This is a genomic window from Vibrio sp. VPAP30 (assembly GCF_001188205.1).
GTDB lineage: Bacteria > Pseudomonadota > Gammaproteobacteria > Enterobacterales > Vibrionaceae > Vibrio > Vibrio bivalvicida.
This window is the reverse complement of record NZ_LBLS01000031.1, coordinates 51,437-68,606: the sequence shown is the minus strand read 5'-3', so window position 1 is coordinate 68,606 and position 17,170 is coordinate 51,437. Positions and strand designations below refer to the sequence as shown.

Below are 17,170 nucleotides of genomic sequence, written 5' to 3'. Positions count from 1 at the left end.
GTAAGGGACGCAATCATGTTGGCTCAGCAATTAAACCACTTCAAAGTTTGGCTACAACACAATGAGAATCCTGCGTATCGCAAATTGTTTCTCATTTTGAAAGCAATTCGCGCATGCGATATTCCTACTCCCAAACTATTTAACAAGTTCGTTGGTCTACTCTACTCTGCATTCGGCTCTGTATGGGGAAACCTTTTACGCATTTCAGTACACACTCCCGCCTTTAAAGGGCGACTATCAAAATACGGCAGAGGACTTTACCTGTTTGGTGGTGTGCCTTTTGTCTCTGGTCCCTTGACTATCTCCTTAGGTGATGATTGTCGTATTTCAGGACAAACCACTTTTAGTGCTCGACCTCAGTCTGACCATCCTCAGCTCATTGTTGGTACCAACGTTGATATCGGATGGCAAAGCACATTCGCAATCGGCCATAAAATCGTGATTGGTGACAATGTTCGTATTGCTGGTCGAGCTTTTCTCTTTGGTTACTCAGGTCACTCTTTAGATGCGGCTATGCGGGCAAAAGGTTTTGGAGATCTAGATTGCGACGTCGGCGATATAATTCTCGAAAACGACGTATGGCTTGGAACCAACGTGACGGTTTGCCCAAACGTCACTATTGGTGAAGGTACTATCGTTGGCACCGGAAGTGTTGTTACGAAAGATCTCCCTCCCTATGTGGTCGCAGCAGGCAATCCAGCAAGAGTGATTCGTTCACTTGCTGACTCTCCAACTAGTAATAAGGAAAACCGTCATGCGTGATCTTATTGTTTTCGGTGAAGACTTTGGCGGTTTGCCATCAAGTACTCAACATCTAGTAACTCGTTTGGCTAAGCAGCGTAAAGTACTGTGGGTAAATTCGATTGGCCTGCGTCAGCCTAAACTGACGATGCACGATTTCAAGCGAGCTGCGAACAAGCTATTAGGTAAAAGTAAGGGGGGCTTTAGTCGCCATAACGCACAACCGTCGAATATCAGTGTCGTGAACCTAAAAACGATTCCAGCACCTCGTTCTTGGTTTGCACGTCAAATAGCGAAAACGATGATCTGCTCTCAGTTGAAACCCGTGATTAAAAAGCTTGGGTTAAACAAGCCCATCTTATGGAGTTCGCTTCCGACGACTGCTGATCTGTGTGGAACAATGGGTGAATCTGCCATTGTTTATTATTGTGGCGATGATTTTTCATCTCTTGCAGGTGTTGACCACGACGTAGTGGCAGCGCACGAAAGCAAACTTGTCGAACATGCAGATTTAATTCTCGCGGCGAGTGCAAAACTACTGACTAAATTTCCTCAGTCTAAAACACATTATCTTCCTCACGGGGTCGATACGCATCTATTCAGCACTCCAGTGAGTCGCGCCATCGACTTACCTTCAGCAGAAAATAAAATCGCTGGTTTCTATGGCAGTTTGTCTAACTGGTTAGATTATGAACTTATTGAGCAAGTGTGCTTAGCCAATCCAACTTGGCAGTTCGTGTTTATCGGTCCATTGGAACTGCCGACTAATCCTTTGCCAAAATTGCCTAACGTTCACTACCTTGGCCCAAAACCTCATAGTGAACTGCCTAGCTATAGCCAACATTGGAATGTGAGCTTGCTTCCATTCCAGTCTAATGGACAAATCGCATCATGCAGCCCGTTAAAACTGCTTGAGTACCTAGCCGCTGGTAGCAAAGTCATTGCGACGCCCTTCCCTGCACTTTCTCCATATAGAGAGCAGGTCAACGTAGTGACCAACGCTCAGCAGTTTACTGACACCTTAAATCGCCTAGATTTAGATTCAAGCATTGATAAGCAGCAATCTCTTGCATCGGAAAGCTGGGATGCTCGTACAGTTAAGCTTAATAGTATGTTGGAGTCATTATGAATGAGCTAAAAATGAGGTTCATCGTCATACTCAACTCAGCATGGCGACAGCGCTACGTAATCGTAGTACCTATTCTCATCCTTCCTTTTGTTGGCTACTTTATTGGAAAAGTCGCACCAACAAATTACGTGTCGCATACTTCTATGCTGATACAGGAAACGGCGAAGATGAACCCTTTCCTAGAGGACATCGCCGTCTCAACGATGCTAAAAGAACGGCTCAATGCACTCAGCACCTTGCTTAAAAGTCGTCATGTATTAACGGCCGTCGCGAAAGAGCATGGTTTGATCGATGATGCGATGGTTCCTGCAGAGCGAGATTACATCATAAGTAAGCTTTCAAGCAGCCTTACTGTGACTCAACCCGGTAAGGATTTTCTAAAGATTTCGTTAACGGCCCCCAACCCTACAGGGATGAAAGAGCTGTTGGAGTCGATTAGCGAGCACTTTATAGAGCAGCTGCTTGCTCCTGAACGCTCTTCGATTGAGGATTCATCCGAATTCCTCGCGATTCATATTGAAAAGCGCAGAGAAGAGCTGGATATTGCTGAGAATGAGTTGGCAGACTTCAAAAATCGCTACGCTTCCGTCACGCCAGAAATGCAAAGCCAAGCACTAGGTAGGCTCGCTTCTTTGAAACAAAGCTACGCGGAGAAAAAAGCCGAGCTTGCGGGTGTAGAACGAAGCTTAGGCTCGCTCGATCAACAACTGTCTAAAACAAATCCAGTAGTCGGTAAAATTGAAGATCAGATCATCGAAATTCGCAGCGAGTTGACGCTTCTAAAAGCGAAATACACTGAAAGTCACAGTGCCGTACAAGGTAAAGAACGCGAGTTACGACGCTTAGAGAATGAACGTTCCATCTTGCTACAAATGGAACAACCGAACATCAGTAGTGATCAGCTATGGGACATCGCTAGTAGCAACAAGCTCAAAGATCTTGGTGAAGTGCAGCCCTTACTGGTAACCCAACTCCAAAGTTTGCAATTAGTCCGTGGCCGCTATGAATCATTGACTGAGGAGACTAAAAGTCTCAAAGAAATGATCGCCCGATTAGAACAGGAAGCCAATAGCTTTGGTGACAACGCGAAAACCATGCACCGCCTAGTGAGAAATGCGGAAATTAAACGTCAGCTCTACGATGAATTGATTCAACGTTACGAGATGGCGCAGTTAACCGGATCATTAGGTGTATTCGAGCAAAACAAACGAGTCAAAATTATCGACCTTCCTTATACTCCGAGTCGACCTGCTAACCTTCCTGCGATTATTTTTGTCATCGCTGGGTTAGTTGCTGGCATCGGGCTGGGTGCAGGCGTTGCAATCCTTATAGAGCTGTTTGACTCTTCGATTAGACGTAAGGAAGAGATTGAGGTGATCACAAATGCGCCTGTGATTACTCATATACCTCGGATCCGTTGACCCTAAGATTAAGCCTTATCAATCATAAAGATTTTCAAATTGATTATCAGGTTGAGAACGCAGCCAGAAAACACATAAGATACTGAAATTTAAACATTTAAAATCTGGCACACTATGTGCTCTTACTAACTTAAAGGAATTATTCGTTTAGGAGCTAGTATGAGCACACCTTGCAAAACAATCATCCATGTGGTCCAACACCTCTCTCCTGGTGGTCTAGAGGCGCTAGCTCTCAATATGCTCGCATTTTCTAACCCACAACAGAAAGTGCTCATCATTAGCCTAGAAGGGACTAAACAAGCATCCATTTCAAAATGGTCGAAACTCGAAGCCGTTAAGAACCAACTTATCTTCTTGAACAAACCATCAGGATACAGTGTTAAAACTTTGGTTCAGCTGTTCAGATTATTCCGCACACTCAAACCTAGCGTTGTCCATACTCATCATATCGGACCAATCCTTTATGGATCGATAGCCGCAAGATTGGCAGGTGTTAAGGCGAGAATCCACACAGAACACGACGCATGGCATTTGTCCAACGAAAAGCATCGCTCTCTACAAGGCTTTGCTTTAAAAATAGCGAAACCAAGTATTGTTGCCGATGCGGCTTTGGTCAGAGAGCAAATTCACCGTCACTTCGACTATAAAGACGTGACGGTGATTAAAAACGGCATCGATTGTGAACAGTTCACAACAGGCTCAAAACATCTGGCTCGCCAAGTTATTGGTCTTCCTGTGCGCAGCACGATTATTGGTAGCGCGGGACGCCTTGAGAAAGTAAAGGGTCATGATGTTCTGATTGATGCGATGACCTTACTGCCGAATCACATTGAACTGGTAATTGCAGGCGAAGGTAGCCAAAGGAAAAAGCTCGAAGCACAAGTAAAGGAACTTGGCATTAGCCATAGAGTCACCTTTTTAGGTCTTGTCGATGACATGGTTCGATTCTATCAAGCATTGGATCTGTTCTGCCTTCCCTCACGTAGTGAAGGCTTCCCACTTTCAACATTAGAGGCTCAATCATGTGACATTGTCACTTTAGCAAGTAACGTGGGAGCTACAGGTGAGACACTCTGCCCAATTACAGGGAGCCTATTTGAGAGTGAAAACCCGCAAGCACTTGCTTCTAGTGTCCTCACTGCCCTTGAGCTACACCACACTGACTCTCCGCGTGACTTTGTACTTCACAACAATGACATCAGAGACATGATGAGAGCTTATGAAATGTTGGCAGAGGAGAAAAGCGCATGATCGACTTACTACTCACGATTCTATTTGTCGTCAGCTGCCTTTTGGTTATCTATCACCATGTTGGTTACCCAGTGCTGCTTTCTTGGTACTCGAAACAGCACCCTTTTAAAACGATAAATCACCGTAGTCGTGGATTCAAAAGTATTAAAGGGGACAGAGCTTGCGCGACAATCACAATTTTGGTTCCCGCATTCAACGAGGAGCAATGGATCGCAGACAAAATTCGTAACCTGTCTTCGCTCGATTATCCAAAAAACAAATACAAGGTCATCATTGCCTGCGATGGCTGTACTGATAACACTGTCTCAATTGCTGAGCAAACCATTCAAGAAGCAATTTGTTCAGATACTCACTTCGAGATCAGAGCCTTCGAATCCAATCGTGGCAAAGTTGCGGTCGTCAACGAACAGATGAAGACCATCACGAGCGACATTACCGCGTTGAGCGATGTCTCAGCTCTCATTTCTCTTGATGCACTATGGGTAGCCAACAAACATTTTCATAATGAACAGGTTGGCGTGGTCAATGGCCACTACCAGCTGTTCAAACCAGATAATGAAGGCGAAGCATGTTATTGGCAATATCAAAGCAAACTCAAGATGCGCGAAGCGACCTTAGGTTCTACTCTAGGCGCACACGGAGCTTTCTACCTGTTTAGAACTCACCTGTTTGAATCAATGAGCATGGACACCATCAATGATGACTTTATGATTCCTATGTCGATCGTGCGTCAAGGTTACATAGCAGAGTATGAGCCTCAGATGGTTGCACTAGAGATGGAGGCAACAAACGAGAAAGACGACTTTAGCAGAAGACTGCGAATTTCCGCAGGAAACATGCAACAAGCTATCGAACTTTGTGAAATGTTTTTACCTAAGTACAAAGGCGTTGCGTTTGCATTCTTTTCAGGAAAAGGATTAAGACTCATCACCCCTTACCTACTGATATTCTGCTTAATCTGCTCCATTGTCATGATGGACAACCCGATTTTTATGGCAGCATTATTCGCCCAAATCGCGCTCTATTCACTAGCAATACTTAGTCATCAATTGCCATACATTTTTAGTCATAAAGCCTGCAAACTGCTGCTTTATATCGTTGCAGGTCACTGTGCAAATTTCATCGGTGGTATGCGATACCTATTCGGTCTTGAATCAGGAAAATGGTCTCGCGTAGGCCAATAAGGAGATGATTATGAGCAACGTATCAACTCACATTTCAATTTGGTTAGCAAAACGTCTGTTTGATCTATTTGGCGCACTATTGGGATTGCTACTGCTTTCTCCAGTCATGCCTTTTATCGCACTGGCGATAAAACTCAGCTCTCCTGGTCCTGTTTTTTATAAACAATTGAGAGTCGGTAAATCAACACCGGAAAAGATGGTATTCTTTGAAATCATTAAGTTTCGCACCATGTATCAAGATGCCGAGCAACGCACTGGTGCTGTATGGGCGACAGAAAACGATCCAAGAATCACCCCAGTTGGACGCTTCCTACGTAAAACGCGCCTAGACGAGATTCCTCAGTTGTTTAATGTGGTTATGGGTGAAATGTCATTAATTGGCCCGCGTCCAGAGCGCCCTAGCTTTTACAGCAAACTAGAGAACGCAATCCCTTACTTTGCTGACAGAACTTACGGTGTCATGCCTGGAATCACAGGGCTAGCGCAAGTAAACCAAGGTTACGATACTTGTATTGATGATGTTCGTAGAAAAGTTGGCTATGACCATAGTTACGCTCTTTCATTGTGCTCAATGAAGTCATGGCTAAGCATGGATATGAGCATTATCACAAAAACCATCGTGGTTATGTTTGATGGTCGAGGACAATAGCCATTAACGAGTAGAGATATGTACGTGATTTAATGCACATTTTTTAACTGGCAATGCGTAAAACAACAACAATTCGATTAGTTATAAAGCAAACGAGTAAAAATCGAAGAAAATGCGCTTGCACGATTGAATAACTCTCGGTAACATCCCTCTCGTTCTTAAGGAATGGGTCCGTAGCTCAGTTGGTTAGAGTACTACCTTGACATGGTAGGGGTCGGCGATTCGAGTTCGCCCGGACCCACCACTCCTTAAAGCATCCAGTTGCACAGAACATAAATTTGGGTCCGTAGCTCAGTTGGTTAGAGTACTACCTTGACATGGTAGGGGTCGGCGATTCGAGTTCGCCCGGACCCACCAAATTTAGTCCTTCAGGACGATCGCAAAGCCCGCTTCAAGCGGGCTTTGTTGTATCTGTACCTAGCAAGTTTTCTAGCTAAACCTTTGGGAACTTCAGTGTGATTGAAAGACCCTGCTTATCATATAGATACTCATCCTTTAGCTCTAAGGTGCCTCCCATTCTCTTCGTAGCAGCAGAGACTAGACTTAGCCCTAGTCCATTGCCTTCCGTATTTCTACTACTGTCGCTGCGGTAGAATTTTTGGCATAGGTGCGTTAACTCCTCTTCTCCGACGCCGCCACTTTGATCCGCTACGGTTATTTCTACACTGTCTGCTTTCTCTGCTGAAGAGATTCGAATCGTGTTACCCGCTAAGTTGAACTTACATGCGTTATCGATCAAATTGGACACTACCTGCATCATTAATTCTTGGCTGGCGTTAATTTGGTGACTTGGATCAATGTTTAACTCTAGGTTTAAATGATTGTCTTCTACAACGGGCTCGTATAGTTCTGCCGCACACTCAACTAACTGTTGGAGATTGACAGCACTTTGAGTTATCTGCTCTCCATTGAACTCAAGTCGGCTTATTCGTAGCAGTTGATTAAAGGTATTGAGAAGGTTTGCCACCATTTGCTCTACTTCTTCAAGTTCTGAGTGACTCTCAGAAAGTTGCTGAATTCGATGATAAACCGACGTAAGCGGAGTTCTTAAGTCATGCGCAATATTGTTTGCTTGCTGCTTAGTCATCTCTGTCGACTGTGCAAGACGATCTAACATCATATTCAGTTCTGAAATGGTCTCTGACAGCGGCCCTTCCAGGTTTTCATTGGGGATTCTAAGATGTAGGTCGTTGTCTTTAGTTATGCTGTTGCTCGCTGCGTTAATATCAGTCAGTCGCGTTTTAATGCTGTTTATCATGAAATAGGCAATGACGAATCCCACAATCATCAACGCTCCTACCGAGTAAATGATCCGATCAATAAGCTGAGTTTGTTGATTAAAGAAGTTGTCTTCTGCCCGAACCTCCAACTTTCGCCAGCCATCGCCCTCCGGAAGAAAGGTCTCAACGCTGATGTAATCAGGAGCTTCACTCTCCTGTATATAAAACTCTACACTAAACTCCATTTCATCTAGTAATTCATAGGAGTCTAGCTTTTGCAATTCGTGGTCGCTGATATGCTCTTTGAACATATAGCTAAAGACTGCGTCGTGATCTGCTCGCAGAACCTTCTTCGTTTCCTCAGCGCCTAACTCATCCCACAGTTGATTAACATAGTTGGCTTCAGAGGCAAGAATGGGTAAGACACTGTTGTCAATGAACCAGGCATAGATGCTGGTACGCATCACGATTAGCAACACAATCGCTGCCACGACTAACATGGCATATAAGTTAAGAAAACGGCGAAAAGGATCATTTAGCCAACTCACGAACGTTCCTCCATGACGTAGCCAGCCCCTCTAACGGTGTGCAACAGAGGCTTGTAACCATCGAGATCAATCTTCTTTCGCAATCGACTAATATGAACATCAATGACATTGGTTTGCGGATCAAAATGATGATTCCAAACTTTCTCTAGCAGCATAGTTCGTGTCACTATGCGGCCTTGATTTTCAATTAGGTAGAGCAAAATTTGATACTCACGAGTGTTGAGTACTATATCTATATCTCCCCGCTTTGCCTTTCGGGTATATGTATCTAACGATAAAGAATCTAGCTTTAACTCGGTGTTTTTTGCTTGAGATTGCGATTCACTTGGTCTTCGTGCCAGCACTTCTATTCTCGCCAGCAACTCGGTATAAGCGTAAGGTTTAACTAAGTAGTCGTCTCCCCCACTTCTTAATCCTTTAACACGCTCCTCAACGCTATCCAACGCGCTGAGCACCAATACAGGAGTTTGGTTACCACCCGCTCTTAGCGCCTGAATCATCTGAAGACCATCCATTTCAGGCATCATGCGGTCGCAAATAATAACGTCGTAGTCATTTTGCAAAGCACAAATCAAACCCAACTTCCCGTTCTCGGCTCGATCAGTCTGGTGCCCAGATTGCTCTAAGCTATGACTCAGAAAACGCGATTGTTCTACGTTGTCTTCCACTAATAAAATTTTCATAACTCAAACCCCAAGCGACTAGCCCAATTGCTTCGATTTCATGGCTTCGGTTGTGGACCAACTTCCACTAATTCTAAGTCATTGTCATCACTAATAGAATACGCATTTCCGTATAGATTATCTTTAACCATACCCGAAGCGAATTCCATTTGTTCATACTCTTCGATTAACTCTTCTACTCTGTCGACCTTCTCAGAATCGATCACTTTCAATGTTTTGGCATCTATCACTAACAAGGTTGAAAGTGGCTCTTCGTAACTTTCTTTTAGCTCAACCATATAGATAGTTCCGAGCTCCGGTGCTAGATCAGAGTACGCTGAGACGATGAACCCTTGGTGCGTCTTACCAACTTGCGCAAGGACTTCTTGAAGTGAAAAGTTAACTTTTTGAATCGTTTGGGTAACGTCTTTACCACTTGTTGCATCAAAGAAAATGGTGTCTTGTTCTGCTTGTTGTTTTGCAGTGGCAACGTAGAGAAACCGACCATCTTCTTGTTCAATCAATTCGATAGATTCATAGCTAGCAGGCTTGAGCTTTTTAATCTGACTAAGCGCTTTTTCTGCGCTCATAGTAGGCAGAAGATTAGCCTTGTTAGAGTCATTCGTTGAGTTCGCCATAGCGCTAAAGCTAATCATGCTGCCAATCAAGATGCTAAGTGTAGTGAGTTTTTTCATAATCTTATTCCTACTGTTGGTTAAGTTCGGAACAAGATTAACCAATGGAGCTAACGTCTTTCTAAACTCAAGATTAAAAATTTGTAATGTTAGCTAATTCAGCGATCGGCGACAACGCGGTCGGTACTGCTGTTAAAGATATATAGGCTCGGGCCAGGGTGATTTTATGAAGTAGTGACAATTTCAGATAGACAAAAGCCTGATTTCAATCAGGCTTTATCAGTCATATATAAAATATATCTAGTACAGCGACTACAGTTCGCTTAGGCGCTTCGTCATAATATCTTGAATCTCATCAAGCCAAGCATAGCGCTTAGTATATAAACGTCGTTTGGTTTTCTTAAGTGTGCTTGGATCTTTGCGCGGTGGTTGCATAGGTATCTGATAAATATATTTAGACACCTGCTCCGCACCATATTCAGTCCATAGTTCCGCATAGTTGAAAGTGACACTTGAGCGTTTCGAACCCGTATATCTAAGTGCTTGATAGATGTGCCCCTTATTGCTAATACCGAATATCTTCTCAACCTGCCACTCTCGAGCAAGCATCAACAGCACTTCTACCATTAGAGCTTTTGGACGCAAACCATGCATACCACGAGTCAAAGCTTTGATGATCTCACCACGTTCCGTGATGTAATCCCCCGGCCCCTGTAGCGCACCAATATGGATCTCTCTATTCGGAGTACTTGAGAGATTAAATGCCAAGGTAAACAAGTCTCGGTTTTGCTCATCAATGAGTTTAAGTGCCAGCGAGCCTTCTCTTTCCGGCCCAGCACACAATAACAATCTGCAGTCTAAAATATCAGCGAGTAACCAGCCATCATTTGAATAGAAATCTAAGAAACCACGACCGTACATTTCGTACAAAGAGCTAAAATGCTCATAGATTTTCTTTGCTCGCTGCTCAGGGCGCCACTTCAAACACACGTATGGCTTCAATGGTTTTTCCAGCAATCGAGGATTGACCTCGGTGATTTTCTTGAGATCAGGTTGCGCAAAGAGTTCCTGCATCTGTTTTAGGACTCCCGGCTTAAGCATTGACCATAGGCAAAAACGCGCATTATATCGTAACTTTTTAAACCCGCGAATATCTGGATAAACAGTTTCGGCGACCTTGGGAAGCGACAAAACAAAATTAAGGTAGTTGACTGACATATAGAATTCTCGGCTTTCTGTATGGGACTTTGCTCATGAAGTCATTGCCTAATAAATGGTTAGGCAAGCGTTAGTGCACAGTGTACAAAACCAGAAAAATGAGATGTAGATCTACTTTGTCGCTACTTTGTCACGCTTATGTCAGCCTCGATTACAGTTTAGGGAACGTCACGGTGAATTGCGCACCGCCTAGCGCGCTTTGCCCAACTTCAACCCTGCCTTGGTGTCTTTTAACAATCAGCTCCACAATTGCTAAACCAAGACCAAATCCACTGCTTTCTTTATTTCTGGACGCATCCACACTGTAAAACGGCTGAAAGATTGACGGCCAATGTTCAGGAGGCACTCCTCTACCGTCATCTTCTACTTTAATCACAACCTGTTGCTCACTTTCTATCACAGTTAAATAAACTTCGCTTTCAGCATATTTGATCGCATTTGAAAGTAAGTTGACTATTCCACGCTTTAACAGTGAACGGTCAGCGCTAAGCTCTACATTTTTTTCAATGTTAACGCCAATATTGATATTGCGGCTGTTTGGTATACGTTGAACCACTTCGGATAAAAAACCAATTAGATTAAGCTGTTCTATGTTGAGCTGAGTCTCAGGGCGCTCCATTTTTGCAAAATAAAGTAGCTCATCGACCATTCGCTCCATTTCTTCAGTGTCTTCAATAATGCTTGCAATTTTGTCATGCTGCGCTTGAGACATCTCTTGATCTTGCAACATTTCAGCTTGCCATTGAATTCTGAATATTGGGGTCCTTAAATCATGCGCAACGGCATTGGTTAAAAAGCGGTTACCGGTGATTAAATTAGATATTTTGTCCGCCATATAATTAAAGCTACGATTCAAAGAGCCCAAAGCTTTTCCGCTCTGAAGTGGAGCTCGAACATTAAAATCCCCTTTAGCAAACTTGACGGTTGCGTCCTCCAATAGCCTCACGCGACGACCTAAAAACCAAATAAAACACAGGGAATAAACAAAAAAGCCCGCAAGAATAAACCCGAAGGATGTAATGTCATCAATTTCAATGGCACGCCTTAGCTCCGTTTCTGAGTCGGGCATGATATGAAAAACAACGTCAGGTTCGGCCAGCTTAAACCAGAAAGAACGCTCTACATCAAAGAACACATTAACCTTAGAATCACTGTCGAAGTAGTTTGCTACTTCTTCAGGTACTTCGTCCGCCTTAAATACGATCAATTTTTCCGCAGTTGTCTCTACATAACGCTCGAGTGTATCTAGAGTGTTTTCCTTTCCCTGATTCTCGTAAATACTAAGGATTAACCTTTGAAAGGCTTCCCCTTTTCGCTCTTGAAGAACATTGTCATAGTCGGTATTCAGCTGATATATCACATAATCTATGCTAAAAATGCTTACCATAAACCAGATTAGTAGGCCAACAGACGATTCCAAGTAAATTCGGCGCATACACCCTCTTTAGATTAATTACTATTGCCAGGTATCAGGGACAAATAGGTACCCTTTCCCTCTAACGGTGATGATGCGTTTTGGTGTTGTGGATGTATCGCCAAGCTTCTTACGTAGGCTTACAATCTTGTTGTCAACGGTTCTATCAAGGCCATCATATTCAATGCCTCTTAGCGTCTTAGTAAGTTGGTCACGAGATAACACTTCGTCAGGAGAACATGCCAGAGCCCAAAGCAAATCAAATTCGCTATCAGACATAGAGATCACCTTACCTGCCAATTCGCAAACCTTTCGTGCATCATTCAACTTCAATTGATCAAATTCCAGCACCTTCGAATTGGGCGCCTGAACTGATGACGGTGTGTTCGAACCGCCTCTTCTTAGCAGCATTCGCATTCGAGCTAATAAAACCCGGGGTTTGATTGGCTTAGTCACAAAATCATCTGCACCAATTTCGAGCGCCGCTACATGATCAAAATCATCATCACTTGCTGTCAGCATCAGCACTTTACCCGAGTAGTTTGGTCGGATCTGTCTACAAATTGTCAGACCGTCAATTCCAGGTAGCATTAGATCAAGCAGAACAATATCAGGTTGCTTTTCTACGATAGCATTGATTGCGTTTTCACCCTCTTCAAAAGTTGTGACATCGAAATCTTGGGAAAGAAAATACTCGCACAGCATCTGACGAAGCTTAGCGTCATCTTCGACAATAAATAGAGTCTGATTCACAGAATTTTGCATATAAATTAAAGTATGGTATGACTACATATCATCGATTCTATCTCATCCTACTTCCAATTTCTGCAACTCAAGGGGAGTTACTGGGCTTTTTGTCCGGTGCAAGCATGCGGCTTTTCTGTTAGGATGCGCTTCCCGTTTGTTACTGAGCAGTACCATGAACCGTAAGAAAAAGATCAACCAGATCCTTAAAGCAAAACAAAAAAAGACCAATGCTAAGTTGCACAAGAGCAATAAGCCTCGATACATCTCGAAAGCAGAGCGAGCTAAGTTAGAAGCGGAAGAGCAAAATCAAAAGGCAATCGATATAGCTAGTGATACTGTAGAACAATTAGATAGTACTGCCTCAGATCAATAATACCGATTTTCAGATAAAAAAGCGCCACTCGTAATGACAAGTGGCGCTTTTTTATATTCAGTGTGTTTATTCGTTGTGATTAGAGGTTGCCGCCATACCATCAAATGAAACCAGTTTAATTTCTAGCTGCGCCCCAAAGTAACTTAACGCCAGTTTCGGGTCTTTATTAGCAGACACTTTCTTTCCAAGCGTCTCTAACAGCTCAGCCATAAAATCTTTAACTGGCTGATCTGCATCTGCCAAATGTTGTTCTAACCTATTGTTGTTCATTATATTCCTAGCCATAACACTACGCTGGATCCCTCCCGAACAGCTCCTTCCACACTACTGATGTGAAAATCCAAAACGGCTCGTTCAAGATAACCCTGTATTTATTGTTTCAATCGCAATTGCTAGGTCTCGTATAAAACTGGCTCAATTACAAAGCTTAAAATTTAGGTCGCTGATAATTACCTAATAAAGCATGAGTTAAAAGAAAACGAAAGCCTGATGCGATGAGAGTCAAAATAAGAATATTAATACCCAAAATAAAGATCAAGAGAGTGTACAAACTGATTTGCCAATTTTCACTCCGCGTTAATGAGTCACATTTCTGGTGTATATTTTCGATAAAGGAGTCAGTATTTCTACCGCGCGAATTTTTCGCTCTCCATCTAAATTTCTTAACGCCTCGATCATCAATGAGTCTCGGACATGCTGCATTTGTCGCAATTGGTGAAATTGCGGAAACTGTCGCATTTCGCAGGTAAAGTTAACATGTGAGCTCAGATTAAATCCTAGCTTGACTCTAAAGCCTATTGCCACAGAGTAGTCTCGTACTTTGTAAACATCTTCTAACTGAATGTACTGTTTCTCAGACAGACCTAGGACTCGGGCCATCGTATTAATGGAGATTTGGTGTGTACGGCGAAAACGCTTCACAGTTATCGCGATCGAACGATAATAGTCAATCGCAAAAGCGTTCATATCGAGAGTTTTAGGTGCAAACAAATCATCATAGCGTATTTCAGGATCTACAAGAGCTGTGGTTTCTCGTCGAAAACGTTCAAATTCATTTCTTGTCGTTGAGCTCATCAAAGATGCAATGAGATCCAAATACAATTCAAACTGTTGTTCTGGTAAGCGACCAATACAAAACAGAGCCTCTATCCCTTTGTCATCCATTCCACGATAATGTTCTCGTAGCTTAACTGCATGGTAAAAGCTCGTCATTGGAACCATCATTATCCATGACAGGGCAGCAACGACATGGATTGGGCGCATCGATCGATAGCTCTGCTGCATGTAACGTCTTAATGTTGAAGCATTCAGACCTTCTAGACGTTGCTGTAGTTCAGCAATAGACATACCTTGAGCACGCCGGGCACACGACATAGAGATCGCCATCTCAGCATCAATGTTATTCAGCAGCTCATCTAGCATGTTTATCTTCTCTTCAGACACCGAAATGGTGATATCATCAGCAGTATTAAACATGTAATTCCTTGATTACTTAACACTTCGAAGGAATCATAACATTAAGAGTTGAAAGTCTGGCTTATTGTTTTATTTGCCTACCTCAACAATAGTGTCTTTTCAATCGGAATGAATCTATCGCAAACATCGATCAATGACTGAGCGGTTAAACCAGGCACACCATAGACATCGACTCTAGTATCAAAGCGTTTTTGGATTCGGTCGACTAACATCTCAAAATCTCCATCACCGGAGAGGAGTATGACACGATCAACCTTTGAGGCCGCTTCATAGATGTCTAAGGCAATCCCTACGTCCCAGTCTCCTTTTGAGCTGCCATCATGTCGCTGAATATAAGGTTTAAGCTTAACGTTAAAGCCGATACCACGTAGGATATGGTGAAATTGACGCTGCTTAGGATCATGAGAGGCAATCGCATAGGCATTGGCTTCTAACAACTGCTGACCCTCAGTAGCGATGTACCAAAACTGGTTGTAATCAAAATTCGCTCGATACTTATCTCTAGTGGTGTAATAGATGTTCTGTACATCGACAAAAATCGCGATTTTTTCCATGATTGATTACCTTAGTTTCGACGCCGAGACTGTATCAGAACAACGCGCAAAATACACCAAAACAAAAAGACCTGAATCACTTCAAGTATGATATCAGGTCTAATTCGTTAACAAACAGGGTTGGATAATGTTCAATGAAACCACTTCAACTTATCGTGCAAAGACGTCACGCTTCCAACAACAATCAACGCTGGGCTCACTGCCTCTTTCGCCATGTTTGGCAACTCTTTCAGCGACCCTGTAAATACCCTTTGTTCACGTCGGGTTCCATTTTCAATAATGGCGCAAGACATATTCGAATCTAGCCCAGTTTCCAACAATTTTTCGGTGATGTAACCACTTTGCTTTAAGCCCATGTAGAACACGAGTGTGTTATTAGACTGAGCTAAAGAGTGCCATTCGATTTCACGGCCATCTTTCTGCACATGACCTGTAATAAACTGAACGCTTTGAGCATGATCGCGATGCGTTAAAGGAATCCCCGCATAAGCCGTCGCCCCAGCAGCAGCGGTTATACCTGGAACCACTTCAAAGCGGATGCCATGTTCGGCAAGCTCTTCTAGCTCTTCTCCACCACGACCAAATATAAACGAGTCTCCGCCTTTTAGACGGACAACCTTTTTGCCTTGCTGCGCTTTCTCAACCAGAATCTGATTAATTTGGTCTTGAGGAACACAGTGAAAATCTAGCTTTTTCCCCACATAAATCATTTCGGCATCGCTATTGGCTAATGCCAGAATCTCTGGAGAGACTAGACGGTCATATACCACAACTTCTGCTTGTTGAATCACTCGATAGCCTTTGACTGTTAGTAGATCTGGGTCGCCTGGCCCAGCACCGACTAAAGAAACAAAGCCAAGGTTTGATGGAGAGATGGGAGTCATGCTCATAGCTATGCCTATCAACTTAAATTTGGATATAAAGAGTAGTACTCAACGAGTGCGAACAATGAATGACTACTTTTTATATTCAAATCAATACTGTATTTGATGGTTAGGAGCCCCACGCATCAACGTGGGGCTGTAGATCATTATTTCGCTAGTGCTGGTTTCGCATTAACTTCTTCTTCATCGCTTAGAGAAGGCGCTGTTTTTGCGTGAGTCAGGTATAGCGGGATACATGTCATGATCAAACCACCAACGATGTTGCCAAGGATGGTTGGGATAAGGTTGAAATTCAACCAAGTCGCGATACCAAAATCCGCACCTAAAATCATACCTAGTGGGAATAGGAACATGTTTACTACTGTGTGCTCGAATACAAGTGCAAAGAAGATGAAGATTGGGAACCACATCATTGCGACACGACCAGCAACCGTGCGTGCCGTCATGTTACCAATCACACCTAAACAAACCATTAGGTTACAGAAGATGCCACGTACGAAACAGGTGATCCATCCGTCCATGCCCATCGCTTCAAAACCTGCACTACGAGCGGTTGAAACAGCGATGAATTTCTTCGCAACCGCGTTCAATTCAAGTGAGAAGTTACCTGTTAGAGAAATAGCCACTAGGTACGCAACAATCAGTGAACCAATAAGGTTACCTAGACCAACAAGACCCCAGCAACGGAAGACTCGGTTCCATGTGATACCCGGACGGCCTTCGAATTTTGCCAGAGGAGCAAGACCAAAAACACCTGTCACTAGGTCATAGCCCATGACTGATAGGATGACAAAGCCCACTGGGAAAACAAGTGCGCCAACCACACCAACACCTGTTTGAACGATTGTTGTGATAGCTACAACGACCGCAAGAGACAGAATGATGCCCGCCATCGTACCGCGAAGAAGCAAATCGCGAGCACTGGTTTTCGTTTTTGCTTCGCCAACATTGATCATTGTTTGCACGAATTCAGCAGGTTTAAAGTCTGTAGACATGAATGTGTCCTTATTCAAAATTGAAAGTTAAAAGTTGAAAGTTGAAATTGAATAGTGAAAGACCCGCTG

Annotated in this window: 18 protein-coding genes and 2 tRNA genes; 9 read left to right on the top strand and 11 right to left on the bottom strand. The window is 43.3% G+C overall.

The features are described 5' to 3' along the window. Positions 1 to 15: 15 nt before the first annotated feature. From ZX61_RS13915 to ZX61_RS13880, 8 genes are all read left to right on the top strand, one after another. Positions 16 to 762 carry an acyltransferase gene (locus ZX61_RS13915; RefSeq protein ID WP_049845231.1) on the top strand — a complete coding sequence of 249 codons (747 nt, stop codon included), beginning with the start codon at positions 16 to 18 and terminating at the stop codon, positions 760 to 762. Beyond that, positions 755 to 1,870, top strand: coding sequence for a glycosyltransferase (locus tag ZX61_RS13910; RefSeq protein ID WP_049845230.1), 1,116 nt, complete (start codon positions 755 to 757; stop codon positions 1,868 to 1,870). Before ZX61_RS13915 ends, ZX61_RS13910 begins: the two co-directional genes overlap by 8 nt. Beyond that, positions 1,867 to 3,291: a GumC family protein gene (locus tag ZX61_RS13905; protein WP_049845229.1), complete on the top strand. Its 1,425-nt coding sequence runs from the start codon at positions 1,867 to 1,869 to the stop codon at positions 3,289 to 3,291. Before ZX61_RS13910 ends, ZX61_RS13905 begins: the two co-directional genes overlap by 4 nt. Before the next feature lie 159 nt (positions 3,292 to 3,450). After that, positions 3,451 to 4,542: a glycosyltransferase gene (locus tag ZX61_RS13900; protein ID WP_049845228.1), complete on the top strand. Its 1,092-nt coding sequence runs from the start codon at positions 3,451 to 3,453 to the stop codon at positions 4,540 to 4,542. Next, positions 4,539 to 5,726, top strand: a complete 1,188-nt coding sequence (locus ZX61_RS13895) for a glycosyltransferase family 2 protein (RefSeq protein ID WP_049845227.1) — start codon at positions 4,539 to 4,541, stop codon at positions 5,724 to 5,726. Before ZX61_RS13900 ends, ZX61_RS13895 begins: the two co-directional genes overlap by 4 nt. A gap of 10 nt (positions 5,727 to 5,736) precedes the next feature. Beyond that, positions 5,737 to 6,375, top strand: coding sequence for a sugar transferase (locus ZX61_RS13890; protein ID WP_049845226.1), 639 nt, complete (start codon positions 5,737 to 5,739; stop codon positions 6,373 to 6,375). Between the two features lie 167 nt (positions 6,376 to 6,542). Further along, positions 6,543 to 6,619: transfer RNA gene (locus ZX61_RS13885), tRNA-Val, on the top strand. A gap of 36 nt (positions 6,620 to 6,655) precedes the next feature. Beyond that, positions 6,656 to 6,732: transfer RNA gene (locus ZX61_RS13880), tRNA-Val, on the top strand. 76 nt (positions 6,733 to 6,808) lie between these two features. On the opposite strand, the gene ZX61_RS13875 is transcribed toward ZX61_RS13880, so the two are convergent. The 6 genes from ZX61_RS13875 to ZX61_RS13850 form a co-directional block, all read right to left on the bottom strand. Next, positions 6,809 to 8,143 carry a HAMP domain-containing sensor histidine kinase gene (locus tag ZX61_RS13875; protein WP_049845225.1) on the bottom strand — a complete coding sequence of 445 codons (1,335 nt, stop codon included), beginning with the start codon at positions 8,141 to 8,143 and terminating at the stop codon, positions 6,809 to 6,811. Beyond that, on the bottom strand, positions 8,140 to 8,826 hold the full coding sequence (locus ZX61_RS13870; RefSeq protein WP_049845224.1) for a response regulator transcription factor: 687 nt from the start codon (positions 8,824 to 8,826) through the stop codon (positions 8,140 to 8,142). Before ZX61_RS13870 ends, ZX61_RS13875 begins: the two co-directional genes overlap by 4 nt. A gap of 38 nt (positions 8,827 to 8,864) precedes the next feature. Continuing rightward, on the bottom strand, positions 8,865 to 9,500 hold the full coding sequence (locus ZX61_RS13865; protein WP_049845223.1) for a hypothetical protein: 636 nt from the start codon (positions 9,498 to 9,500) through the stop codon (positions 8,865 to 8,867). Positions 9,501 to 9,752: 252 nt separating this feature from the next. Continuing rightward, positions 9,753 to 10,658: a VirK/YbjX family protein gene (locus ZX61_RS13860; RefSeq protein ID WP_049845222.1), complete on the bottom strand. Its 906-nt coding sequence runs from the start codon at positions 10,656 to 10,658 to the stop codon at positions 9,753 to 9,755. A gap of 151 nt (positions 10,659 to 10,809) precedes the next feature. Next, positions 10,810 to 12,093, bottom strand: coding sequence for an ATP-binding protein (locus tag ZX61_RS13855; RefSeq protein ID WP_049845221.1), 1,284 nt, complete (start codon positions 12,091 to 12,093; stop codon positions 10,810 to 10,812). A 21-nt stretch (positions 12,094 to 12,114) separates the two neighbouring features. Then, the gene (locus ZX61_RS13850; protein WP_049845220.1) at positions 12,115 to 12,837 is read right to left on the bottom strand and encodes a response regulator; all 723 of its coding nucleotides are present in this window, start codon (positions 12,835 to 12,837) and stop codon (positions 12,115 to 12,117) included. Positions 12,838 to 12,991: 154 nt separating this feature from the next. On the opposite strand from ZX61_RS13850, the gene ZX61_RS13845 reads away from it, so the two are divergent. Beyond that, a complete protein-coding gene (locus ZX61_RS13845) occupies positions 12,992 to 13,192 on the top strand; it encodes a DUF2986 domain-containing protein (protein WP_049845219.1) in 201 nt (66 codons plus the stop codon). A gap of 66 nt (positions 13,193 to 13,258) precedes the next feature. Here the strand turns inward: ZX61_RS13845 and ZX61_RS13840 are convergent, their stop codons facing one another. From ZX61_RS13840 to ZX61_RS13820, 5 genes are all read right to left on the bottom strand, one after another. Then, on the bottom strand, positions 13,259 to 13,462 hold the full coding sequence (locus ZX61_RS13840; protein ID WP_049845218.1) for a hypothetical protein: 204 nt from the start codon (positions 13,460 to 13,462) through the stop codon (positions 13,259 to 13,261). A 306-nt stretch (positions 13,463 to 13,768) separates the two neighbouring features. Beyond that, positions 13,769 to 14,668 carry a hypothetical protein gene (locus tag ZX61_RS13835; RefSeq protein WP_049845217.1) on the bottom strand — a complete coding sequence of 300 codons (900 nt, stop codon included), beginning with the start codon at positions 14,666 to 14,668 and terminating at the stop codon, positions 13,769 to 13,771. 77 nt (positions 14,669 to 14,745) lie between these two features. Next, positions 14,746 to 15,222 (bottom strand): LabA-like NYN domain-containing protein, encoded by a 477-nt coding sequence (locus ZX61_RS13830; RefSeq protein WP_049845216.1) that lies wholly within the window; start codon positions 15,220 to 15,222, stop codon positions 14,746 to 14,748. Positions 15,223 to 15,353: 131 nt separating this feature from the next. Beyond that, a complete protein-coding gene (gene cobA / locus ZX61_RS13825) occupies positions 15,354 to 16,112 on the bottom strand; it encodes a uroporphyrinogen-III C-methyltransferase (protein WP_049845215.1) in 759 nt (252 codons plus the stop codon). A gap of 140 nt (positions 16,113 to 16,252) precedes the next feature. Then, positions 16,253 to 17,101, bottom strand: coding sequence for a formate/nitrite transporter family protein (locus tag ZX61_RS13820; RefSeq protein ID WP_049845214.1), 849 nt, complete (start codon positions 17,099 to 17,101; stop codon positions 16,253 to 16,255). Between the last annotated feature and the right edge of the window lie 69 nt (positions 17,102 to 17,170).